Origin of the sequence: Sphingobacterium sp. SGG-5, assembly GCF_011043525.1 — a bacterium.
In the GTDB taxonomy this organism is placed as follows: domain Bacteria; phylum Bacteroidota; class Bacteroidia; order Sphingobacteriales; family Sphingobacteriaceae; genus Sphingobacterium.
The window spans coordinates 397,398-422,088 of the sequence record NZ_JAAKGO010000001.1 but is presented as its reverse complement, the minus strand read 5'-3'; the positions used below and the strand labels follow the sequence as shown (position 1 = coordinate 422,088).

The 24,691-nt window shown below is 43.8% G+C and carries 20 protein-coding genes; 1 reads left to right on the top strand and 19 read right to left on the bottom strand.

Annotated features, from left to right (window positions below; translation table 11 throughout):
• Nucleotides 1–24: 24 nt before the first annotated feature.
• A complete protein-coding gene (locus G5B30_RS01770; RefSeq protein WP_165318232.1) occupies nucleotides 25–258 on the bottom strand; it encodes a glutaredoxin domain-containing protein in 234 nt (77 codons plus the stop codon).
• 389 nt (nucleotides 259–647) lie between these two features.
• Here G5B30_RS01770 and G5B30_RS01765 point away from each other — a divergent pair, with 389 nt between their 5' ends.
• Nucleotides 648–3,062, top strand: a complete 2,415-nt coding sequence (locus G5B30_RS01765) for a prolyl oligopeptidase family serine peptidase (protein ID WP_165318231.1) — start codon at nucleotides 648–650, stop codon at nucleotides 3,060–3,062.
• A gap of 73 nt (nucleotides 3,063–3,135) precedes the next feature.
• On the opposite strand, the gene G5B30_RS01760 is transcribed toward G5B30_RS01765, so the two are convergent.
• The 18 genes from G5B30_RS01760 to G5B30_RS01675 all read right to left on the bottom strand — a co-directional run bounded on the left by G5B30_RS01760 (nucleotide 3,136) and on the right by G5B30_RS01675 (nucleotide 24,648).
• The gene (locus tag G5B30_RS01760) at nucleotides 3,136–3,990 is read right to left on the bottom strand and encodes a hypothetical protein (RefSeq protein WP_165318230.1); all 855 of its coding nucleotides are present in this window, start codon (nucleotides 3,988–3,990) and stop codon (nucleotides 3,136–3,138) included.
• A 238-nt stretch (nucleotides 3,991–4,228) separates the two neighbouring features.
• Nucleotides 4,229–5,476, bottom strand: a complete 1,248-nt coding sequence (gene ilvA, locus G5B30_RS01755; RefSeq protein WP_165318229.1) for a threonine ammonia-lyase IlvA — start codon at nucleotides 5,474–5,476, stop codon at nucleotides 4,229–4,231.
• Between the two features lie 23 nt (nucleotides 5,477–5,499).
• Nucleotides 5,500–6,657: a 2-isopropylmalate synthase gene (locus G5B30_RS01750; protein ID WP_165318228.1), complete on the bottom strand. Its 1,158-nt coding sequence runs from the start codon at nucleotides 6,655–6,657 to the stop codon at nucleotides 5,500–5,502.
• Between the two features lie 25 nt (nucleotides 6,658–6,682).
• Complete coding sequence (leuB, locus tag G5B30_RS01745; RefSeq protein ID WP_165318227.1) at nucleotides 6,683–7,759, bottom strand: 3-isopropylmalate dehydrogenase; 1,077 nt, start codon at nucleotides 7,757–7,759, stop codon at nucleotides 6,683–6,685.
• 57 nt (nucleotides 7,760–7,816) lie between these two features.
• On the bottom strand, nucleotides 7,817–9,283 hold the full coding sequence (locus tag G5B30_RS01740) for an ATP-binding cassette domain-containing protein (RefSeq protein ID WP_206366973.1): 1,467 nt from the start codon (nucleotides 9,281–9,283) through the stop codon (nucleotides 7,817–7,819).
• 15 nt (nucleotides 9,284–9,298) lie between these two features.
• Nucleotides 9,299–9,901 carry a 3-isopropylmalate dehydratase small subunit gene (leuD, locus tag G5B30_RS01735; protein ID WP_165318226.1) on the bottom strand — a complete coding sequence of 201 codons (603 nt, stop codon included), beginning with the start codon at nucleotides 9,899–9,901 and terminating at the stop codon, nucleotides 9,299–9,301.
• A gap of 5 nt (nucleotides 9,902–9,906) precedes the next feature.
• The gene (gene leuC, locus G5B30_RS01730; RefSeq protein WP_165318225.1) at nucleotides 9,907–11,304 is read right to left on the bottom strand and encodes a 3-isopropylmalate dehydratase large subunit; all 1,398 of its coding nucleotides are present in this window, start codon (nucleotides 11,302–11,304) and stop codon (nucleotides 9,907–9,909) included.
• A 116-nt stretch (nucleotides 11,305–11,420) separates the two neighbouring features.
• Nucleotides 11,421–12,902 carry a ketol-acid reductoisomerase gene (gene ilvC, locus G5B30_RS01725; RefSeq protein ID WP_165318224.1) on the bottom strand — a complete coding sequence of 494 codons (1,482 nt, stop codon included), beginning with the start codon at nucleotides 12,900–12,902 and terminating at the stop codon, nucleotides 11,421–11,423.
• Nucleotides 12,903–12,943: 41 nt separating this feature from the next.
• Nucleotides 12,944–13,414, bottom strand: coding sequence for a DinB family protein (locus tag G5B30_RS01720; protein ID WP_165318223.1), 471 nt, complete (start codon nucleotides 13,412–13,414; stop codon nucleotides 12,944–12,946).
• A gap of 11 nt (nucleotides 13,415–13,425) precedes the next feature.
• Nucleotides 13,426–14,016: an acetolactate synthase small subunit gene (gene ilvN / locus G5B30_RS01715; protein ID WP_165318222.1), complete on the bottom strand. Its 591-nt coding sequence runs from the start codon at nucleotides 14,014–14,016 to the stop codon at nucleotides 13,426–13,428.
• Between the two features lies 1 nt (nucleotide 14,017).
• Complete coding sequence (gene ilvB, locus G5B30_RS01710) at nucleotides 14,018–15,760, bottom strand: biosynthetic-type acetolactate synthase large subunit (RefSeq protein ID WP_165318221.1); 1,743 nt, start codon at nucleotides 15,758–15,760, stop codon at nucleotides 14,018–14,020.
• Nucleotides 15,761–15,871: 111 nt separating this feature from the next.
• On the bottom strand, nucleotides 15,872–17,572 hold the full coding sequence (gene ilvD / locus G5B30_RS01705) for a dihydroxy-acid dehydratase (protein WP_165318220.1): 1,701 nt from the start codon (nucleotides 17,570–17,572) through the stop codon (nucleotides 15,872–15,874).
• The gene (locus G5B30_RS01700) at nucleotides 17,556–18,446 is read right to left on the bottom strand and encodes a branched-chain amino acid transaminase (RefSeq protein ID WP_165318219.1); all 891 of its coding nucleotides are present in this window, start codon (nucleotides 18,444–18,446) and stop codon (nucleotides 17,556–17,558) included. Before G5B30_RS01700 ends, ilvD begins: the two co-directional genes overlap by 17 nt.
• 328 nt (nucleotides 18,447–18,774) lie before the next feature.
• Nucleotides 18,775–19,023 carry an ATP synthase F1 subunit epsilon gene (atpC, locus tag G5B30_RS01695; protein ID WP_165318218.1) on the bottom strand — a complete coding sequence of 83 codons (249 nt, stop codon included), beginning with the start codon at nucleotides 19,021–19,023 and terminating at the stop codon, nucleotides 18,775–18,777.
• 96 nt (nucleotides 19,024–19,119) lie between these two features.
• Complete coding sequence (atpD, locus tag G5B30_RS01690; RefSeq protein WP_165318217.1) at nucleotides 19,120–20,622, bottom strand: F0F1 ATP synthase subunit beta; 1,503 nt, start codon at nucleotides 20,620–20,622, stop codon at nucleotides 19,120–19,122.
• A gap of 133 nt (nucleotides 20,623–20,755) precedes the next feature.
• Nucleotides 20,756–21,352 (bottom strand): hypothetical protein, encoded by a 597-nt coding sequence (locus G5B30_RS01685; RefSeq protein WP_165318216.1) that lies wholly within the window; start codon nucleotides 21,350–21,352, stop codon nucleotides 20,756–20,758.
• 85 nt (nucleotides 21,353–21,437) lie between these two features.
• Nucleotides 21,438–23,960 (bottom strand): phosphocholine-specific phospholipase C, encoded by a 2,523-nt coding sequence (locus G5B30_RS01680; RefSeq protein WP_165318215.1) that lies wholly within the window; start codon nucleotides 23,958–23,960, stop codon nucleotides 21,438–21,440.
• A 139-nt stretch (nucleotides 23,961–24,099) separates the two neighbouring features.
• Nucleotides 24,100–24,648 (bottom strand): DUF488 family protein, encoded by a 549-nt coding sequence (locus G5B30_RS01675; protein WP_165318214.1) that lies wholly within the window; start codon nucleotides 24,646–24,648, stop codon nucleotides 24,100–24,102.
• Nucleotides 24,649–24,691 lie beyond the last annotated feature (43 nt).

The following is a 24,691-nucleotide window of genomic DNA, read 5'->3' as shown; positions in this document are numbered from 1 at the left end:
CTCCAATTTTTACAGAGAATGAACTTATTTAGCAATTGCAGCTAGCTCCTCAGGTTTAAAACCGATAATACGGTGTTTGACTTCATCATTTTCTAACACAATAACCGTAGGCACGGTACGAACCTTAAATTTAACAGCAAGCTCCGGTTCATCGAATGGATTGACCGTCTCATAAGAAATCCCTTTACCGTCCAAATAAGTAGACACCTGTGCGCAAGGCGCACAATCGTTTTTTTCAAATTTAATGATTCTAGCCATGTCTTTCTATGTTAGTTGTTTAACGTTTTCCCTTTCGGTACAACGTCTGAAGTTTATAAAATAACGCTGAATTGAGATCGTGTTAATCTCATCTAAAACAAATATCCTATATTTTATGAGCTAGAGGTAGCTATACTTTTCCACATTATCTCCCATCTTCGATACAAAAGCTGCTTGGTGTTGTGTGATTTTTATTAAAAACTTGTAAATCAGATTGTATGATATGTGGATAACTTTAAAATTGTTTTTTACAAGTAGCTTTTTGTATCTTTCAAAGATACGATTTTTTTATCAAAAAACCTTGAGAAATAGTGGGTTTATCTACTGAAATGTTTATATTATAAGGCTAATTTTTTTGATCTTCGTAGCATACTTTAACACTAAAATTTATGAAAAAATCAGTAGTCCTCTTGTTTGTATCGATTACCTTTTTGGTGTATGGGCAAGAGCGTTTAACTTTTCAAAAACCTTCTGCAGAGATTTTAGCGTTGGCTGATTACCAGAGACCACCCGCTATTCAAACAAGTCCGGACAAAACGTGGCTACTTTTTATGTATAGACCGACGTATAAGTCATTGGAGGAACTGGGACAGGAAGAAGTACGTCTGGCTGGTCTGCGTATAAATCCAAAGACAAGAATATCGAGTCGGGAAACGTACTACAATAACCTCCGGTTGAAAAACCTCGCGGATAACAAGGAATTTGAAATTCAAGATTTACCTCCGGATGCGCTGTTGTCAAATATTGCTTTTTCGCCCGATGCACAAAAAGTAGCTTTTACAAATACGACCGACAAAGGTGTCGCCCTATGGGTGGTCGATGTGACCACGCAACGCGCTAAGCAGTTGACCGATTATGAACTGAATGCCGTGTTGGATGAGCCGTACAAGTGGTTTAGAGATAGTGAACAGTTGTTGGTCAGCAAACTGCCTTCCGATCAGAAGCCGTTAGTAGATCGGCGTCATGATTTACCCCAGGGTCCTGCTGTTGCGACGAGCGACGGGCACATTTCCCAATTGAGGACCTATCAGGATCTGTTGAAAAATCCACAGGACGAGCAGGACTTTGAGCATTTGGCTACATCTGAATTGCATGGGGTAGATCTTAATGGTAATCAGCGAAAGCTTTTAGACGCTGCTATGTATTTGAAATCTTCGTTCTCTCCAGACGGACAATATATCTTGACCACCGTGCTAAAGCGACCTTTTTCTTATATCGTACGCTATACGTCTTTTCCGCAGGAAACTACAGTCTATGAGGTGAATGGAAAATTATTGAAGCAGGTCAATGAATTGCCCTTGATAGAAGTGATGCCCAAAGGGTTTTCCTCAGTCCGGGCCGGAAGGAGGAGTATGGGATGGCGACAGGACAAATCGGCGAGTCTCTTTTTTGTAGAAGCGTTGGACGGCGGCGATGCCAATGTGGAAGCGACCTATCGCGATGAACTGTTCTCCTGGGATGCTCCATTTTCAAGTCCACCCCGGTCGTTGATGAAAATTGTCGATCGCTTTGCTGGTACTACCTGGGGCAATGATCAGTATGCCTTAGTGTATTCACAATGGTACGATACGCGTAATGTAAAGACATTCGTGCTCAATCCAACGACAGGCGAATCGAAAATCATCGATGACCGAAACAGACAGGATATCTATGCAGATCCCGGAGATGTGTTTAGAGATAAAAACCAATATGGGACCTATGTTATGTATATTCATAAAGGTAAAACCTATTGGGTAGGCGGAGGCTTTACCGAAGAAGGAGAGTTCCCATTTATTGATGAGCTGGATATGAAGAGCTTCAAGAAAAAGCGGCTATATCAAGCGAAACCGTCCGATTTGCAGGAACGCATTTCCCGGATTGTCGATGTCGCCAAAGGGGAGATTCTCATATCCTTGCAATCGTCGAGTGAATACCCTAATCTCTACCTAAAAAATATCAAGACAGGTAAGCAACGGGTCGTTACAGCTATTCCAAACCCATTTAAATCGTTGGAAAAAGTACATAAAGAGGTGCTTAATTATAAACGTAAGGATGGAGTAGATTTATCGGGTACATTATACCTTCCGGCTGGATATGATTTTGATAAAAAAGAAAAGCTTCCTTTGCTCATTTGGGCTTATCCACGAGAGTATAAGGATAAAAAGACGGCAGGACAAAGTACGGCCAACCCCAAGCAATTTACCTTTCCAAGTTATGGCTCCTTTGTGTATTGGGTTTCTAAAGGATATGCGGTGTTGGATAATGCTGCTTTCCCTATCGTAGGTGAGGGGCAAACTGAGCCCAATGATACTTTTATTCCGCAATTGGTCACTAATGCAGAAGCCGCGATAGATGCTGTGGATAGGTTGGGGTATGTCGATAGGAAACGAGTAGCGATAGGAGGACATTCCTACGGTGCTTTCATGACGGCGCATCTGTTGTCCAATTCGGATCTTTTTGCCGCTGGCATTGCTCGTTCGGGTGCTTATAATCGTACATTGACGCCCTTTGGCTTTCAAAGTGAGCAACGCAATTTTTGGGACGACCCGCAGCTGTATATAACGATGTCTCCGTTTATGAGTGCAGATCGTATGAAGACGCCGATGCTATTAGTACATGGGGCAGCTGATAATAATCCAGGTACATTTACACTGCAAACCGAACGTTATTTTCAGGCGCTTAAAAACTTGGGAGCTCCTGTCCGGATGGTCATTCTCCCGCGCGAATCGCATGGATATGTTGCGAAGGAAAATATTCTCCATCTGCTTTGGGAGCAGGATCAGTTTTTGGAAAAATACTTGAAGAATAAAGAGGAATACCGGTAATTTGGCACATGGTCAAAAAATAAGGGGCAATCATCGATCGCCCCTTTGCTTATTTTTGTTTTAATCGAAACGATTAAAAGTGGAAAGTTAACATCAAACGACCGTTTGTTCTGGTGCCGAAACCAAATCCACCGATTTTATCGTTGGTATTGTCTTCGGTTTCAGTTTCTACCTCGGTACCGTTCCAAGATTCAGTAGTTATTTTTCCTTCTTTCATATTACCAGTAATAACACTCACTCCTAATTCTCCTCCAAGAGAGATTTTAGGTGCTACAAAGTACTCTACACCTGCGAATCCACCGATGCCGAAGAAGAAAGCACCTCCATTTTTTGCTGTAAGTGTACGAGGAGTACCTGAAAATGCACTTGATGGATTGGTGTTTGTTGAAGTGATCGCATTACCATAGGTGTATTTTTCAGACGAATTCGCAAAACCTACAGAAAGTTCTCCACCATAGTAACCTTGAAGACGGCCGTATCCGCGACGCATTTCGTAACCAAGACCAAGTTCTAAGGAATTATTTTTTGTTGTTCTTTTGTCAGTTACTTGTGCGTCTGATGTAGCGTCAGCAGCTACAGCAACATCGTCTTGAACACCTCTTGACGTTTTTGCAGATGTAAAATCAAAAGAAACTCTTGCACGGACAGCAGATTTGTCTGTTAAAAAGTATTTACCGTAAATCGTGTTTGGATTGAAGAAACTCTCAGGGCCGTTAAATTCAGGGGCGTCGTTATAGCCATCTGTAAAGAGGTTACCTGCGTATTCCAAAAATGGAACAGCATCTACACCGATAGCGATATCGCCTTTAGCCGGAAGAATGTTTTGTCCTTTTTTAGTTGTTGTTCCTAGCGCACGTGTGTCTTCTTGTGCAGAAGCTGCACTCACGATCAATACGCCTGCTGCAATCGAAAGTAAAAGTTTTCTCATAATAAATTGTTTAAGTAATGTAGCTGATTCACCACCATGGTAAATCTTTTCGGGGGCAAAGGTAAAAAAAATAGATAGTATCCCAAGGGAATGAAGCAGTATTGATTTACAATAAAAAAATATATAGTGAGACAGTTAGTCTAATGTCTTGTCTATCAGCGATGAAGTCGTGCAAAACAAAATCGACAAAGAGAAAATATTTATTCCTTTGTCGATTCAAAAAAGTATGAGATCGGGACTAAACGAGATATTCGAATAATGTCTGATCTTTATTAAGCTCGATAAAATCAAATTTATACGCTTTCAATCTTTCAATAAAGGTGATGTAATCTTTAGGATCGTTAAGTTCAATACCGATGAGCGCAGGGCCTCGTTCACGCTCTGTCTTCTTGATGTATTCAAAGCGTGTGATATCGTCTTTGGGTCCGAGTACTTCTGTGACTAACAGTCGCAAAGCACCGGGTCGTTGTGGGAAGCGAACGATAAAGTAATGTTTAAAACCTTCATACAGCAATGACATCTCTTTGATCTCACTCATGCGATCAATGTCATTGTTTCCTCCGGATACGATGCAGACGACTTTTTTACCTTTGATTTCTTCTTTGTGGAATTCCAACGCCGCAATAGCTAATGCCCCGGCAGGTTCGGCGACTATGGCGTCTTTATTGTAAAGTTCCAAAATCGTCGTGCATATCTTGCCCTCAGGAATAGATTTTACACTATCCAATAACGCGCTGCTTATCGCATACGTCAATGCACCGATCTTCTTCACCGCTGCACCATCGACAAATTTGTTGATGTGTTCTAATTCAATTGGACCGCCGTGGTTCAATGCCGCTTGCATAGAGGCAGCACCCTCGGGTTCAACACCATATAGTTTGGTCGTGGGTGAAAATTTCCGCATATGATAGCTTACACCGGACGAAAGTCCCCCTCCACCGATAGGGATTAGGATAGCGTCCACATCAGGCAGATCTTCAAGGATCTCCACAGCGACTGTACCCTGACCTTCGATAACCTTAATGTCGTCAAAAGGAGGGATGAACGTCATCCCATTTTCGCTTGCATACTCCAGCGCAGCCTTCTGACAATCATCAAAAGTGTCGCCGGTCAATACAATCTCGATGTTCCCATTTCCCCACATTTCGGTTTGTGTAATCTTTTGGCGAGGAGTAGGACCAGGCATGAAGATGACACCTTTGATGTCCAGTTTTTTGCAAGAGAATGCGACACCTTGCGCATGGTTTCCTGCACTTGCACATACGACGCCTCGTTGTCTATCCTCTTCAGCAAGGCTACTGATTTTGTTAAATGCTCCACGGAGCTTATACGAGCGTACGACTTGAAGATCTTCTCTTTTCAGGTAAATATCTGCACCGTATTTTTCGGACAGGTGAAGATTATACTGTAGGGGCGTACGGGTAACGATACCTTGGAGCCTTTCCTTAGCCGCTGTGGTGTCTATATGTAGTGTTGATAAATCCATTGTTTTTTGTTCTTTTTCCCGGCTTATTGTTGCACCAAGGATAATAGATCTTCGTCGTCTATATTTTTCTTCGCATCTGCTAATACCAAAAAGCGTTGATAAGTATCAGCTAAGGTGTCTTTATCTAAGTGATAACCCAGACGCTCTAAATGGTGTTTTAAGGCATGTCGCCCTGACCGTGCTGTGAGGATAATGTCGGCTTCCTCCAATCCAACATCCTCCGGCCGAATAATCTCGTAGTTTTCACGGTGTTTCAAAAAACCATCTTGATGGATGCCCGAGCTATGTGCGAAGGCATTACGCCCCACGATAGCTTTGTTGGGTTGCACAGGCATATTCATCATCTCGCTGACCTTGCGTGAAATATAGGTAAACATCGTGCTGTCAATGTTGGAAGTCAGATTACCAAATGCTTGGTGATGAACTTTTAGTATCATAGAAACTTCCTCCAAAGACGTGTTACCCGCCCGCTCACCAATACCGTTTATCGTACATTCGACCTGGCGGGCCCCATTTTGTACGGCCGCGATCGAATTGGCTGTTGCCAATCCAAGATCATTATGACAGTGTGCCGAGATAATAGCTTGATCGATATTTTTTACATGTTCTTTGAGGTACTTAATCTTTGATCCGTACTGATCGGGAAGACAGTACCCATTGGTGTCGGGAATATTGACTACCGTTGCTCCGGCAGCAATGACGGCCTCAACCATCTGTGCTAAGAACGCCAGGTCTGCACGACCCGCATCTTCGGCGTAAAATTCGACATCCTCGACATGTGATTTAGCATGTCTAACGGCAGCAACCGCCCGTTCTAAAATCTCTTCGCGTGTGCTGTTAAACTTATATTTGATATGCATATCCGAAGCGCCTATCCCCGTATGGATACGTGGCCTCTTCGCATATTGCAAGGCATCGGCAGCCACGTCAATATCATTTTTATTCGCCCGTGTCAATGCACAGATAATGACATCGTCTACGGCTTTTGATAGTTCTACTACCGACTGGAAATCTCCCGGACTGGAGACGGGGAAGCCCGCTTCTATGATATCGACGCCAAGGCGTTCCAGATCTTTTGCAATATCTATCTTCTCCGGTGTCGTCAACTGACAACCCGGTACTTGCTCGCCATCACGTAATGTGGTGTCAAAAATATAGATGTGATTTGGATCGTGTAGCATAATGTTCAAAATAAAAAAGTAAAAATTAAAAAGTCAAAAATTCTAACACTTTTGCTCCCATTTCATTTGTTCCTAATATTTTGTCAGCAGGTGTTTCTGCATTCGCAATATCGCCTGTTCTCCACCCTGCTTTTAAGGTCTCGGCTACAGCCGTGGTGACAGCTTTTGCTTCTTTCTGCAATCCAAAAGCGATATCCAGCATGAGTGCAGCAGATAGAATAGACGCCAACGGGTTAGCTTTGTTCTGACCTGCAATATCGTGGGCCGAACCGTGGATAGGCTCGAAGAAGCCCGTGCCGTCGCCCATAGATGCAGACGCCAGCATACCCATAGAGCCCGCGATCTGGGATGCCTCATCGGTCAAGATGTCCCCGAAAAGGTTAGCCGTTAATACGACATCAAATTTCTTTGGATTTTTGACCAACTGCATCGCCGCATTGTCAATAAACATGTGTTCGGTCTCCACGTCCGGGTACTCTTTAGCGATTTCCTGAACCACCTCGCGCCATAGACGGGAAGTTTCTAAGACATTCGCTTTGTCGACCGAACATAACTTCTTGCTACGCGTACGTGCGGCTTCGTAGGCCTTGCGGGCGATGCGTTCCACTTCATAGCGGTGGTAATTCATCAGATCTGAAGCAAACGTATTGTCTGCATTTCGATTTTTTTCGCCGAAATACACGTCGCCCGTCAGCTCCCGAAAGAACAAAATATCCGTTCCACGTAATACTTCCGGTTTTAAGCTCGATGCATCCAACAATTCGTCAAACAATAAAATAGGACGTAAGTTGGCGTATAAGCCGAGCTCTTTACGGATTTTGAGCAAACCTTGTTCGGGACGTACTTTGGCTGAAGGATCGTTATCGTATTTGGCATGGCCGATCGCACCGAATAAAATCGCATCAGAAGCTTTTGCTTTTTCCAAAGTCTCATCCGGCAAAGGGTTTCCGGTGGCTTCAATCGCTGTATGCCCCATAATGGCTTCGTCAAATACGAATTCATGATCGTAATTGCTCGCTACAGCCTCTAATACCTGTTTTCCCCAAGTTGTTACTTCTTGTCCTATTCCATCCCCTGGAATGATAAGGATATTTTTCTTCATTTTTTTAATAAAAAGTTATGTTATTATGATAGTTATGGAAGTTATGCAGGGCTTTCGTCACGACATAACCCTCGTAACCTCCTTCACTTCTTTTATTTTACCTTTTTCCAATACAATCTTATGTTCGATGCAAGATGGCAATTGACTCTCGTAATGTCCGACGTAGATCAGTGTCTTGCCGTGCAAGGCCAATTCATCCACCACTGCATTAAAATATCTGGTCTGTTCACTATCCAATCCCTGACAAGGTTCGTCCAACACCAACAACGGTGGGTTTTTGACGATCGTTCTCGCCAGCATGGCCAGCCGCTGCTTCCCTAATGGTAGCGTGCGGAGTAACTGATTTTTATGTGCCGTGAGATCAAAAAACTCCAGCAATTCTTCGATCTGTTTTTTCTCTTGGAATTTAACATCGATAAACCATCCTATACTGTCGTAAAATCCCGAAGCTATCGTATGCCACACTGTGGCATTCTGGTCAAAGTACCAATGCATTTCGGGAGATATGATCCCTATTTTTTCCTTAATATCCCAAATACTTTCGCCTGATCCACGTTTATGGCCAAATAAAGAGATATCATGTCCATAGGCTTGCGGGTGATCGCCGTTGATCAGGCTCAATAAAGTCGACTTGCCCGAACCATTCGGTCCTTGCAAGAGCCACTTTTCACCTACTTTGATCTCCCAGGAGACATTCTTTAAGACCTCCTTTTCTCCATATCGTACGCTTACGTTACGGAGCTGGGCTATGGTGTCGTAAGGTGTTTCAGGGATAATTTTAAGAAATGACGGTAGCTCTTTCCTTTCCCGGATAGCATCTTTTGTGAGTAATGAAATATCACTTTCGATCGCGATCTGCCCATTTACAATATGTGCAAAACGATTCATGGCTTGGGGCAAATTGCGGTCGTTGGTAATCAACAACAGCTGTAGGCCTTCGGCTGCTAACTCGTCCAACCAATCGTTTAATGCCCCTCTGGATTGCTTGTCCAGACCCGTGTACGGCTCGTCAATAATCAAAAGCTGGGGTCTGGCCCACAACCCTTTAATGAGCTGTAGTTTTTTATGTTCGCCACTGGACAGTTCGATCAATTGTGACTGTTGCACATCCGCAAATCCCAGCTCTTTTATGCGGTTCTCGATAGCTGAGAAGGCGAGACCTTCCTCTTGTGCAAAGTGTTCTAATTCGGCTTTTACCGTCAAGGTATCTTGACCCTGATGATGGTTATAACGTTGCTGATAGTAAAAGTTGCGATCCCCTTCGAGATTGGTAAACTGGTACCAGTTTGAAATATAAATGACTTTTGCTGGCAATGAATGGGTACGATCAAAAGAAATAGAGATTGTACCTTGATAGGGAATCAGGCCAGCGATTGCTTTTGCTAAGATCGTTTTTCCCGAACCGCTTTTGCCGCCCAGTACATAGTGTTCTCCTTTATTTATCGTCCATGACAAACTATTCAATACCACCTGCGGTGGATACTGAACAGTCAGTTGGTTGATATACACAAAGGGTTCTTTCAAAATAAAAATTACTTTTTATCGGTAAAAAGAAAACGGTCTTGTTTGCTCAAAATTTTCAATCTCCGCTGTATGGCTAAGAATGAAGTCAATATCATCATAACCGTTGATCAAACAAGATTTTTTGTAGGGATTGATCTCAAACTCAATCTGCTCGCCCGTCTCCGCAAGGGTTACCGTTTGCGCTTCCAAGTCAACAAGAATCTCGGCTTCCGGATTGGCGAATGTCACGGCGAAGATCTTTTCAAGGAACTCCTCCGGAACAGTAATGGGTAATACACCATTGTTTAAGGCATTGCCTTTAAAAATGTCCGCGAAGAATGAGCTGATAACTACATCAAATCCATAATCCTGGATCGCCCAAGCAGCATGTTCCCGCGATGAACCACAACCAAAGTTTTTGCCCGCGACGAGAATCCTTCCGGTATACGTCGGATCGTTCATCACGAAATCTTGTTTGGGTTCGTTATTGCTATCAAAACGCCAATCGCGGAATAAGTTATCGCCAAACCCTTCCCGTGTTGTTGCTTTCAAGAAGCGCGCAGGAATGATTTGGTCCGTATCTATATTTTCAATAGGTAACGGCACTATCCTTGATTTTAGCTTTTCAAATTTTTTCATGTTTCTTAAATTAACTCTCTTACATCCACAACTTTTCCTGTAATTGCAGCAGCAGCAGCAGTAAGCGGACTGACCAGCATGGTACGTGCATTTGGTCCCTGACGCCCTTCGAAATTACGGTTCGATGTCGATACACAGTACTTACCGGCAGGAATTTTATCCTCGTTCATGCCGAGACAAGCCGAACAGCCTGGTTCCCGTAACATAAAGCCGGCTTCCTGGAAAATCTTATCGATTCCTTCTTGCTTTGCTTGTGCTTCTACCTGTTTTGAACCGGGGACAATCCATACTTCTACATTTTCTGCCTTTTGCTTGCCTTGGACAAAGGCGGCTACCTGGCGCAGATCTTCAATACGTGAGTTGGTACAGCTTCCGATAAACACATAATCCACCGGTTTGCCCAATACCTTTTCTCCATCTTGAAAACCCATATATCCAAGCGCCTTTTTATAAGAAGGCTGCTCACTTTCCGGTTGGGAAGCGGTCGTTGGAATGTTTTCCGTCACACCTATACCCATGCCCGGGTTTGTACCGTACGTAATCATCGGTTGGATGTCAGCCGCCTCAAACACCAATACTTCATCAAACTGAGCATCTTCATCGGAATAAAGTGTCTCCCAGTAAGCCAGCGCTTCATCCCATTTCTCACCCTTAGGGGCAAGCTCGCGACCATAAATGTAATCAAATGTGGTCTGGTCAGGAGCGATAAGACCACCGCGGGCACCCATTTCTATACTCATGTTACAGATTGTCATACGACCCTCCATACTCAACGAGCGAATAGCGGAACCTGCATATTCGACGAAATATCCTGTACCTCCAGCTGCGGAAATTTTCGAAATGATGTATAAGATGATATCTTTCGCACCTACGCCTGCACCTAAGCTACCGTTAACTTCGATCTTCATAGTCTTAGGTTTTTGCTGCAAGAGACATTGTGTTGCAAAAACCTGCTCTACCTGCGAAGTACCGATACCGAAAGCTATGGCACCAAAAGCCCCATGTGTTGAGGTATGGCTATCGCCACAGACCATCGTTTTCCCAGGCTGCGTAATACCGAGCTCCGGACCGATAACGTGCACAATACCTTGATAGGGGTGACCTAAGCCGTAAAGCTCAATACCGAACTCTTTACAGTTCTTCGTCAGCATATCCACCTGATAACGGGATAATTCTTCCTGGATAGGAAGGTGCTGATTTAAAGTCGGGACATTATGATCGGCTGTTGCCACCGTTTGTTGCGGACGATAGACGGGAAGACCTCGTTTACGTAATCCATCAAATGCCTGAGGCGACGTAACTTCATGAATTAGGTGGGTATCGATATATAAAATATCCGGAAACCCCTCCTGACTCTTGACGACATGTGCGTCCCAAATTTTTTCTACTAATGTTTTTCCCATTTTCTCTCTCTTCTTTCTTATTTAAAAGTGATGGAGGTGAAGGAGGTTACGAAAGTTATGTGGTCTTTATGGCCCCCATAACCTTCGTCACCAGTATAACCTTCGTCACTTCGATTTTAAACCGTCTTAATTGCTTTCATCGCAGTCATGGCCTTACGCAGACGTTGACCAACGATTTCCACAGGGTGGTTGCGTAGTACTTCGTTTATTTGTACCAATTTTACGTTATCTACAGCGCCATCTTTACCTTCATTGAAGTTCTTACCCACTACATCGGTATCGATTTTAGCCATGAAATCAGTCAACAACGGCTTACATGCCTGATCGAATAGGTAACAGCCATATTCTGCTGTGTCTGAAATAACGCGGTTCATTTCGAACAATTTTTTACGCGCGATGGTATTGGCAATCAATGGCGTTTCGTGTAAGGATTCGTAGTACGCCGACTCGGGTTTAATACCCGCATCCACCATGGTTTCAAAAGCAAGCTCGACACCTGCCCGTACGAAAGCCACCATCAATACATAGTTGTCAAAGTATTCTTGCTCACCGATTTTTACATCGCCAGCAGGTGTTTTTTCGAAAGCCGTTTCACCGGTCTCCGCTCTCCACTTCAATAGGTTCGCATCCCCATTTGCCCAATCTTCCATCATGGTTTTGCTGAACTCGCCCGACATGATATCGTCTTGGTGTTTTTGGAATAAAGGACGCATGATATCTTTTAATTCCTCCGAAAGTTCAAAAGCTTTCACTTTTGCCGGATTGCTCAAACGATCCAACATTCCACTTACACCACCATGCTTTAAAGCTTCTGTGATGACTTCAACACCATATTGAACCAGTTTGGACGCATATCCCGGTTCGATTCCTTTTTCGACCATTTTGTCGAAAGATAAGATAGATCCTGTTTGTAGCAATCCACAAAGGATGGTCTGCTCACCCATTAAGTCCGATTTCACTTCAGCTACAAAAGAAGACTTCAATACGCCGGCATGATGCCCGCCAGTACCTACGCAATACGCTTTTGCTTCTGCCCAGCCTTTACCTTGCGGGTCATTCTCTGGGTGTACAGCGATCAATGTCGGCACACCGAAACCTCTTAGGAATTCCGCACGGACTTCTGAGCCCGGTGACTTTGGAGCAACCATAATAACCGTAAGATCTTTACGGATCTGCATACCTTCTTCCACGATATTGAAACCATGTGAATAGGAAAGTGTTGCACCTTGCTTCATCAGCGGTTGTACCGCATTGATAACGTTCGTATGTTGTTTGTCAGGCGTCAGGTTGATTACTAAATCCGCTGTAGGAATCAGTTCATCGTATGTGCCCACTTTGAAGTTGTTGTCTGTTGCATTTTTCCACGAATCTCTTTTTTGTTCGATAGCTTCTTTACGCAAAGCATAAGCGACATCTAAGCCACTATCTCTAAGGTTTAAACCCTGATTCAAACCTTGTGCGCCTGCACCAACGATTACAATTTTTTTGCCTTTCAGCGCATCTACGCCATCAGAGAAATCTGCAGGATCCATAAATTCTGCCTGTCCTAACTGGATTAATTGTTCTCTTAGAGATAACGTGTTGAAATAATTTGCCATTGTTCTATTTATTTAATTTTGTCTGTTTAGATTTTGATTATTTATTTACCGTTGTTGATTATTCGTCGTTGTGCCAATGCATAGCCAAAGTGTAGATTGTCATGACCCGCGGTCATCACAATCACATCCGCTATGGTAGGCATCATGGCATGGTATGTACCCGTTGCAAAGGGTGTAATTTCCTTGAAAACACCTGCATGGTAATCCTTTTCAATCTGTTCGATTGTCGTTATCGCTAATGTCTTGAGATCGTCCACCTCTTCCTGCGATACGGTATACGTAGGCTTGGATCCCTTTGTATAAGCCGCACCGTACTTGATCGTATAATCTGGCCTTACACCTGTACGCAGGTAACATAAGCCTTGGGTGGCGACAACAATATGACCAAAATTCCAGATGATGTTATTGTTAAACCCATCTGGGATATGGTTCAATTGTTCTAACGTCAATTCTTCGATTAATGCGATGAAAGCCCGACGTGCCTGTATGATGTACTTAAATGTTTCTTGCATTTCTCCCAGCCCTACATCGTAAACACTTTGTCCTGCTGACCCAAAAATTCGTTCTCAACGACCTCTTGGGAAGGCTCTGCTTTTTCAAACTTTTTAAGTTTAGCATGAAAACCAGCACTATCCTTAATGATGGCTATCCGAGCACCCCGTACGAATTCGATAAGGCTGTATTTTCCCAGCTCTTCAGTCAGACGATCAATCTCTTCCCGGTGTCCAGCTGTTTCAAAGACAATATAGTCATTGCGGATCACCACAACATTCGCACCATACTGACGAAGCAGGCGTTCCACATACGCCTTTTCTGCGATCACGTCAGCCGGAACTTTATATAAGGCTTGTTCTTGCCAGATGAGCTCATCATTCGTATTGAAATATGCCTTTAAAACTTCCACCTGTTTCTCGATCTGACGGCAGAGCTTGCGCACAACCTCTTCACTTTCCGTGATCAGAATAGTAAAGCGATGGATACCTTCTACCTCAGAAGGAGAGGTGTTTAAGCTTTCGATATTGATTTTCCGACGAGAGAATATTCCAGAGATACGTCCAATCATTCCGATAGAGTTCTCGGTATATATAGTGATGGTATATTCTTGTTTTTCCATTTTATTTCAATCTAATTTCCGATACCGCTGTACCTTGTGCCACCATAGGGAATACATTGTTTTCCTTACCTACGACCACTTCCAATAGGTAGGATCCGTCATGTTCTAACATCGTTTTTAGGGCTTGTTCCAGATCTTTCCGTTCCGAAATTTTATTCCCTTCGATGTAATACGATTTCGCCAAAGCAACAAAGTCCGGACTGGTAATATTGACAAAAGAGTAGCGTTTGTCATTGAACAATTGTTGCCACTGTCGTACCATACCTAAGAAGCTGTTGTTTAAGATCAGGATTTTAACTTTGGCACCAAACTGCATGATGGTCCCCAACTCTTGCAATGTCATCTGGAAACCTCCGTCACCGATGATGGCGATGATGTCACGATGCGGTGCTCCATACCATGCTCCGATAGCTGCCGGCAACCCAAATCCCATCGTTCCCAATCCTCCCGAAGTAACATTAGATTTACTTTGGTTGAATTTCGCATACCGACACGCGATCATTTGGTGCTGGCCTACATCCGTCGTGATAACTGCATTCCCGTTTGTCAGTTCGTTCAATACACGGACGACTTCTCCCATTGTCATGACATCCGACGTAGGATTAAGTTCGTCTTGGATCACTTCCTTAATTTCTTCCTGTTCCAATGCACGGAATTCCTGCACCCAGGCGCTGTGATCCCCTTTGTCAATATATTGTGTCAATAAGGGTAAGGTTTCCTTACAGTCACCCCATACCGGAACAGTTGTTTTTACATTCTTATCGATCTCGGCCGGGTCAATGTCTAAATGGATGACTTTTGCCTGTTTGGCATATTTATCCAAACGGCCGGTCACCCGGTCATCAAAGCGCATACCTACCGCGATGAGGACATCACAGGAATTTGTCATCACATTGGGTGCATAATTGCCGTGCATACCCAACATCCCCACATGCAAAGGATGGTCGGTCTCCAAGGCACTCAGCCCCATGACCGTTGTTGCTGCCGGAAAGCCTCCCTTTTCGATGAAAGTCTTAAACTCTTGTTCGGCTTTCCCGAGAATGACACCCTGGCCAAAAATGACAAAAGGTTTCTTCGCCGCATTAATCACTTTTGCAGCCTCTTCTATATACTCTTTTCGTACGATAGGAGCAGGCCTATAGCTCCGGATATGGTTGCATTTTTCGTAACCCTTATAGTCGAATAGCTGGATTTGTGCATTTTTGGTGATGTCGATCAACACCGGCCCCGGGCGACCCGTCTGCGCAATGTAGAAAGCTTTAGCCAGTACACTTGGAATTTCGGTCGCGTCTGTCACCTGGTAATTCCATTTGGTGACAGGCGTAGTAATATTAATGACATCGGTCTCTTGGAAGGCATCTGTACCCAACAGCGAGGCAAAGACTTGACCGGTCACGCAGACAATAGGATTACTGTCGATCATGGCATCCGCTAATCCGGTCACCAGATTGGTCGCTCCGGGACCGCTTGTTGCAAAAGCAACACCCACACGTCCCGAAGTACGCGCATATCCCTGTGCAGCATGGATTGCCCCCTGTTCGTGGCGGACAAGAATATGTTTCAGCTGCTCGGAATAATCATACAATGCGTCATAGATGGGCATAATCGCACCACCCGGATAACCAAAAATGGTATCCACCCCTTCCTGAATCAAAGCTTCCAATACAGCCTGTGAGCCACTTATTTCTGTAGCTGCCGCCGTAACCGTGGATTCCTTTGTTTCTGTTTTTTCCAGTGTACTCATTTTTTTAGTATTGAGATATTAGTATTGAGTATTGAGATATACTTGTTTGCTTCCTATCGTTTAGGTAGTGAGACCCTTCGCAAGACGCACTACGCTATACGCATTACATTTTTAAAGATCCGTCACACATCCTTGTGAAGCGTTGGCTACGGTCTTTGCGTATTTATACAATACACCTTTAGAGACCTTTAATGCGGGCTGCTTCCAATTCGCACGACGTTTTGCAATTTCATCGTCACTTAAGTGAACATTGATCGTATTGTTGACGGCATCGATTTCGATGATATCCTCATCTTGTACCAGACCGATCAAACCACCTTCATAAGCTTCGGGTGTAATATGTCCCACCACAAATCCGTGTGTACCTCCCGAGAAGCGACCGTCCGTGATCAGCGCTACCGAGTTGCCTAGTCCTGCTCCGATAATCAGCGAAGTCGGCTTCAACATCTCCGGCATACCTGGAGCCCCTTTAGGGCCTTCATTTTTAATGACAATTACATCACCCGGTTTTATCCTGCCCGATGCGACCCCGGCAGCTAAATCATGTTCACCATCAAATACCCGAGCTGGACCGGTGAATTTTTCACCCTCTTTACCGGAGATTTTTGCTACCGAACCCTGTTCTGCTAAGTTGCCGTATAAAATTTGCAAGTGACCTGTAGTTTTAATCGGGTTTGACAAAGGCTGGATGATAGGCTGATTATAATCCATAATAGATTTCACGTCAGCCAAGTTCTCCGCTACAGTTTTGCCGGTTACCGTCAGGCAGTCGCCGTGCAACAATCCTTCGTCCAACAAGTACCGCATAACAGCCGGTGTTCCGCCATATTGATGAAGATCCTGCATGAGGAATTTTCCCGATGGTTTGAAGTCGGCCAATACCGGAGTCTCGTCCGACATACGTTGGAAATCATCCGGTGTAATATCTACGCCTACAGCCTTACCGATTGCAATAAAATGCAATATCGCATTTGTCGAGCCTCCCATAATAACAATCAGGCGCATCGCGTTTTCAAATGCCTTGCGTGTCATGATATCTGTTGGCTTGATATCTTTTTCTAATAGTATACGGATATATTTACCTGTCTCCAGACATTCGTTTTTCTTTTCTTCCGATACAGCCGGGTTCGACGAAGAGTATGGTAAGCTCATGCCTAATGCTTCGATCGCCGAGGCCATGGTATTTGCCGTATACATTCCCCCGCAGGCACCCGCGCCTGGGCAGGTATGACGGATAACACCATCATAATCTTCATCGGAAATCGTGCCGGCAATTTTTTTGCCCAAGGCTTCGAAAGCTGATACAATATTTAACTCTTCACCTTTATAATAACCCGGTGCAATCGTTCCCCCATACACCATAATCGCTGGGCGGTCCAACCTACCCATAGCCATAATGGCGCCGGGCATGTTCTTATCACATCCCGGGATGGCTACGACACCGTCATAATACTGCCCACCACAGATCGTCTCGATACTATCCGCAATTACGTCACGTGATACCAACGAGTAGCGCATACCATCCGTACCATTACTCATACCATCACTTACACCGATGGTGCCGAAGGTAAGCCCCACCAAATCATTTGCCCATATACCTTTTTTTACAAATTGTGCCAGCTCATTCAAGTGCATATTACAGGTATTGCCGTCATAACCCATACTTGCAATACCTACCTGCGCTTTGTCCATATCCGCATCGGTCAACCCGATACCATATAACATCGCTTTCGCAGCAGGCTGCGTTTCATCTTGTGTAAAAATACGGCTGTATTTGTTTAACATGTCTCCGTTGTCAGATGATGACTTCATAATTTTCTTGCTCTAATACTAAGTTTTTATATTTTCGTTGAATCGATGCTCCGATTGTATGCTCCCATTCTTCTGGATACCGGACATGATCCACTTGCTTGATACCAATGATCTCTGCGGCCGTTCCACTTAAAAAGGCGCTATCCGCTGTATACAAGTCCTGGATGGTCAGCTTTTTCTCCATAATGTCAAAACCCAATTGTCGACAGATCGCAATGACCGTTTGTCGGGTAATGCCGGGGAAAACATGGTCTACAGGAGGTGTGTATATTTTTAAATCCTTTTCGATAAAGATATTTTCACTGGAAGCCTGTGACACAAAGCCTTCATGGTCCAGTAGGATGGCCTCATCGAATCCCTTTTTTATCGAATCACTCGTCGCTAAGATCGAATTGATATACTGGCCTGACACTTTAGCGTTGATGTGAAATGACTTGGGGTTTGGCCGTTCGACGGACGAGATATTTACACGCAGTAAGTTCTGTCCCAAATAAGGCGCCCATTCCCAAGCTGCAATCATGATGTGCGCATCTTCGGATGTCGTCAGATGCATGTTGGATCCCGAAAACACCAAAGGCCGGATATAGGCTGCACGAAGATTATTCGCTTCAAGCAATTCGTAACTCTTTTCGATGAGCGTACTATTTTTCCAGGTGTAGGGAAGGCTGATGGCCTCACATGATCTTTGCAGCCTGGCGAAATGTTCCTCTGCCTTAAATATACGTGTGCCGTTGTGGGTACTGTATGCCCGAAGACCTTCGAACGCGCTATAACCATAGTGGAGGGATTGTCCAAATAAATCAACTTTGGCCTCGCTTGCTTTCACAAACTCGCCATTCAAGTAGATCAATGTATCCTGATTATAGTATTGCATACCTCTCCCTTTGTGGTAATAAATTATTACTTTGTTAAGTTAGCTCGATTTGCAATTCTTTACAATAGACAAACAGACTATTTTGAAAAAGTTTTTTATTTCTTTTTTGTTCGTTTAATTAGAATAATATTCTATTTTATCAAGTGTATTCGTAATATATATTTGTTGTACGTGAACTATATTTAAAATCGGTATATTTTTTCAAAAAGACTGTTTTTTGTTTTGATGCCAAAATTCTGCCTAAAAATTGATTTTTGCTTCACAAAGTTGCAAAAAAAAGCCCCTAAAACACACTGGTTTTAAGGGCTCTAAAATTTGTAATGTACTATTAGTTTGTCAGTACTCCTTCAGCCAAAACAACAATATTATTGTCTTTTGCTTCTACGACACCCCCTTTGATTCGAATAATCTCTTCGGCGTTATTTACTTTAATAATGACTTTGCCATCATCTAGCGTAGAAACAATAGCCGCGTGATCTTTCAAGATTTGAAAAGACCCTACACTTCCGGGAACAGTGACCGCAGTCACATCCCCCTCGTAGGCCAATTTATCGGGAGTAATAATTGTTAATTTCATTGTAAGTAGTATTGCGTATTGCGTATTGCGTATTGAGATATGTGTAACGTTTTCTCTTGTCGCACATCGCAATACGCATGTCGCAGATCTATCTAATTAAACAGCTTCCGCCAATAGTTTCTTGCCTTTCTCGATTGCTTCTTCAATGGTACCTACCAAGTTGAAAGCTGCTTCCGGATACTCATCTACTTCACCGTCGATGATCATATTAAATCCTTTGATGGTATCTTTGATATCCACTAGTACACCTTTCAAACCTGTAAACTGCTCCGCTACGTGGAATGGCTGTGATAAGAAACGTTGTACACGACGTGCGCGGTGTACAGTCAATTTATCTTCTTCAGAAAGTTCATCCATACCTAAAATGGCGATGATATCCTGAAGTTCTTTATAACGTTGTAAAATTTCTTTCACCCGCTGAGCTGTATTATAATGCTCGTCACCTAAGACAGCAGGCGAAAGAATACGTGATGTCGAATCCAATGGGTCCACAGCAGGGTAGATACCCAACTCTGCAATTTTACGGGACAATACGGTTGTTGCATCCAAGTGTGCGAAAGTGGTCGCAGGAGCAGGGTCAGTCAAGTCATCCGCAGGTACATATACTGCCTGTACGGAAGTGATAGAACCGTTTTTCGTGGATGTAATACGCTCTTGCATCAAACCCATCTCTGTCGCTAACGTCGGTTGGTAACCCACAGCAGAAGGCATACGTCCTAAGAGGGCGGATACTTCAGAACCAGCTTGGGTAAAACGGAAGATATTGTCGATGAAGAAGAGCACGTCACGGCCTTTTCCTTCACCATCACCATCACGGAAATATTCGGCTACAGTAAGACCTGACAAAGCTACACGTGCACGCGCCCCGGGAGGTTCGTTCATCTGTCCGAACACGAAGGTACATTTCGATTCTTTCAAGAGCTCTTGGTCAACACTTTCAGTAGGCCATTCGCCTTTTTCCATGCCTTCCATAAAATGCTCACCGTATTTGATGATACCCGATTCCAACATCTCGCGAAGCAAATCATTTCCTTCACGTGTACGCTCACCCACACCGGCAAATACAGAAAGACCACCATGCCCTTTTGCAATATTGTTGATCAATTCCTGAATCAATACAGTTTTACCTACACCAGCACCACCAAATAACCCGATCTTACCACCCTTTGCGTAGGGCTCCAACAAGTCAATAACTTTGATCCCGGTGAATAGTACTTCCGATTCAGTCGAAAGATCCTCGAATTTTGGAGGTACATTGTGGATAGGACGTCCATTTGTCGTGTCCAAAGCAGGAATACCATCAATAGGGGCACCCACTACATTGAATACACGACCTTTAATCTCTTCACCAACAGGCATTTTAATCGGAGCACCTGTATCCACTACTTGCATGCCGCGTACCAAACCTTCGGTAGCGTCCATTGCTATTGTACGAACACGTTCTTCACCTAAATGTTGTTGAACCTCTAAAACAATGCGCTGTCCATTTTCTTTCTCAATGTACAAAGCATCATAAATCTTAGGAAGACTTTCATTTTCGGCAAAGTTGACGTCAACTACTGGGCCGATAATCTGCGCTATTTTACCAATATTGGGCATATTATAAGGACTAAATTTATTATACTATTCCGCCGCCGCTTTTACCCGGTCGTATTTCGGAATGCAAAAATAAACTTTATCCATTTAAAACCAAAACATTAAAAGAAATAAATAAAAGAGGGATGCTCGGTTTTTAAGAGTTCTTCTTTAATTGTTCATCCAGTAGCTGTCTTCGAAGCAGTTGTTCCTTTTCCATTGCTTTCTTTTTAAAGGTCTGGAAATCGTTTTGCACTTCTTCCGCAGTCTTTTGATGCTCGATAGCATCTACCCGAGCTTTTTTAAATGAAATGGCCAAAATAAATAAGGCAATGGCTAATGTACATATGATCGCCCATACTATGGTGTGATAAACTCCCTTATCCATATCCGTGCCTAGAAATCCTATCGTCTGGGTCTTCGTTTTTTCCTCGGCCAGCTGTTGTTGTAAGGACGTGATCGTATCCTGCAGGTTACTAATAGTCCCCGAAGCATTGCCCGTTTTTGCCTTCAATTCGGCTATTTCTTTTTTATAGGTATGCAAACTGTCATTTACATTTTTTCGAATGATTTCCACATTGGATCTGCGAATCAGTTTGAAGTCGGCATCCTGCGATTTGGATTGCGAGAGCAGCGTAGAAAATTGTGTGTTAATATCGGACTCTGCCTGAAGCTGTTGTTGCAAGGTTAATTGCCCCTGAGAAGTAAACGTACATAGAATGAAAAAAAGAAAGAATAAAAATCTTGACATCATGGAATAGCGTAATATTAGAAATTAAAGTTCATAAATAAACTCCAAATCATCAAATATTGCGCCATTAATTTACTAACTATTTACTCTACCCGATCAAAGGATCTGTAAAGCTTTCTTTACCGGTTTCTATTCGGCCGGCAAAATGTTGTTTGAAAGCTACCTGATCGGGAGAAGTAATTGTGAAATCATACCAACCGAAAGTGTCTTCCAATGGAATAACAAACTCTTCCTTACTGTGCGCTGCAATTTCCTTGATGAACGCTTTTTGTTTTTTGTAGCCAACATCATGAAAGGCAATATGTACTGGCTTATTGCCTTTATTTCGAACTATCACCTTGGCATTACCGGTTGCCAATTTTGTGAGCCGTTTCAATTCTGGTTCTACCTCAATATGCAGCTGAGGGTCTTGAGCAGTACCCTCAAACTCCCGATAAAACCCGTTAGGCCCATGTACGCGCAGTTGGTATGTGCCATTATCAAAAGCCTTTATCGGCCACTCGTAATGAATTTCATCCCCTGCTTTTACTGCGAATGCCCAATTCCTACAAACGTCAGTGTGCCCTTTTTCGTCTGCATATCTACCCGGTGTATATACCGTAAAAGGCGATCCTGCAGCCTCGTTGCCGAATAATGATCGGTCGGCCCGCATGCGTATACGGAATTTATCAGCCTGAAGACTACCGGACACGCCCAGCTGATAAGGTAATGCACAGGAGCGCCGCTTTCCTGGTTCCTGCCGGGACATCAGTGTGGCAAAGGAGTCTGCTTTTACTGCGTTTTGGATTTCCGTGTCATTGATGGCCTTAAAATTTCCGGGTTCTTCCTTAAATTTAGCGTTGTAGATGGTTTCGACAACCTGATTACGATCTAAAAAAGGTAATTTTTCGTTCTTGGGATTGAAAGGAGCAAAGGCGGACGTTAAGTCACCGCAGATGGTTCGTCGCCAGGTACTGATATTATCCAGATGAATGTTCTTCTTATACTTTTTGTTGATAAATGTTTCCAGAAACTGCAATGTAGAAGTGTGGTCGAAAACCTGTGAACAGACTTTTCCGCCGCGGCTCCAAGGGGAAGCAATGAGCATAGGCACACGGAACCCTAGCCCGATGGGTGCTTCACGGGCCTGCTTTTTTGGTACACCATGTTGGAGTTCGTGTTTGAGGCGTACATGCTCCACTTCGGTTTCAATGCCGACAGAGCATTTACCTGTTTCAGGCTTATTGTTGTCCGGAATAGAGAAAGGAGGGATGTGATCATAGTAGCCGTCATTTTCATCGTAGGTCACGATAAAGATGGTTTTTTTCCATACTTCGGGATTTTTGGTCAGGATATCCAATACTTCGGATACATACCACGCGCCATACCAAGGGGCACTGGGATGATCGGAGAAGTTTTGAGGGCTCGCCAGCCAGGAAACGGTCGGAAGTTTTCCGTTTTGTACGTCTTCACGAAACTGATATAACAGGTCGCCTTTAGGTACAGCCAAGGTGCGTTCTGTACCTTGATTCCCATAGGTCAGCTGGTCCAGATTGCGGTAGTCAGGATCCGCTTGGTTGGTGACAAAAGCGCGTTGATATAAGTTTTTATCCGTAGCGCTTAGCTTGTCAAAGTTCGTTTTGTTCCATTTCTGCAATTCTGCCCGCGCATTGTCGAGTACGTGTTGTTTACTCCGGATGCTCTCCTGAACCTTTTTCGCCCGTTCTTCGCTGGAAGGACTTTCTTCCTGCAGTTTATTAATCTGATCGGGAAGTGTATCTACCCGCTTTTGTAAACTAGCGATGTAGCGATCTCTAAACTTGACCTGGTAAGCTGCGAAAAACTCCAACAGGTTACAGCCGAAATTGGCCAGCCACGAGCGTTCCTCCTTTTTAAAGCCACCGCCGCAACTCAATTCATTTTGATAGAAGTTCCAACTGATGCCATTGGCCTCCAACAGCTCGGGAAAAGTTTTCCAGGTCTGTTTGGCATAGGCAAAATCTGGGTTACGGATATTGGCTTTTGGTATGCCGTCTACCGTGTTTGTAATTTTTCCGGTCCAGAAAAAAGAACGGTTTGGCGTCGTGCTTGTCATGGCTGAGCAGAAATTCTGATCACATATCGTAAAGGCATCCGCCATCGCATAGTTGAAAGGGAGATCCTCCCGGCTGTAGTGCCCTAAGGTAAGAGGCATGTGGGCATATTTTTTATTACCCGATTTTTTGGCATGTAGCCACTTATCGTATTTGCCGTCGTGGTATGCATCCACTTGGCTGGCACGTGAATGTGGAAGTGATCCCATCCACGTGATTTTACTGTCTTTAATATTTAGTCGGAAAGGTGCATAGGTATTACCTGAAGCGTCGGTCTGGAACCATACCGGTTTTTTATCGGGTAGCGTGAATACACGTGGGTCGTTAAACCCCCGAACCCCAGATAGCGTTCCAAAGGCATGGTCAAACGATCTGTTTTCCTGCATCAGGATAACAACGTGCTCCGCATCTAAATAGGTGCTCCCCGGATCGGGATCGATAGCCATAGCCTTTTTTATTGATGCGGGGACGACGTTGACCATTCCGGTAGCACCGGATAGAAGGATGGTCTTCCTGATGAAATCTCTGCGGGTATCCATTTGTTTGTAATAAAAGTTGTACCCAACAAGTTAAATTTTTTGAATGGATTTTGCGTAGGATGCCGCTTAACTTTTTGTTTTGTATTGGAATTTTTACTTGTCGCCTATTTTAAATTTCTTGCTCATGATGATTTACGTTTTATGGCTTAAACAGATCTTCTTCAGCATACGATACCCCGTCGCTGGTCACGATTGCCGGCGATGTATAAGGATGTTCTTCCGCTTTACCTATCCCCATGATATGCAGCACCGTCCATCCTTTGGCTTTCAGGTAGTCGGATATTAACGCACGGTGGCAACGCCACCATACAGCTTCGGAACACATATATGCTGTTGGTGATTTCACGGCGGAGGCTTCTAACAAAGTGATACCATGCACAAATTCTTCGGTTTCCATATAATCGGCATAACCGCGGAAAGAAGCATTGCGCCAGCGGGTATTTTTAGAGTCTTTTTGCACATTTCTTCGACCACCAAGTTCTCTCAAGTGTAGATACTGTATGCCGCTTTCTTGTAATGCTGCTTCCAGATTTTCTTTATCAAACTGTGGAAACTTTCGTGAACCCGGAAACCTCCGTATATCTGCTACTGTTTTGATTCCGAAAGATTGTAGCATAGCGATAAATTCATCCAAACGATGCGTAGAATGGCCTATGGTATATAAGGTATGTTCGTTGGGTATATGCATGTACCGCGAGGATATACGTGTCAATATACAATTTTTTACGATA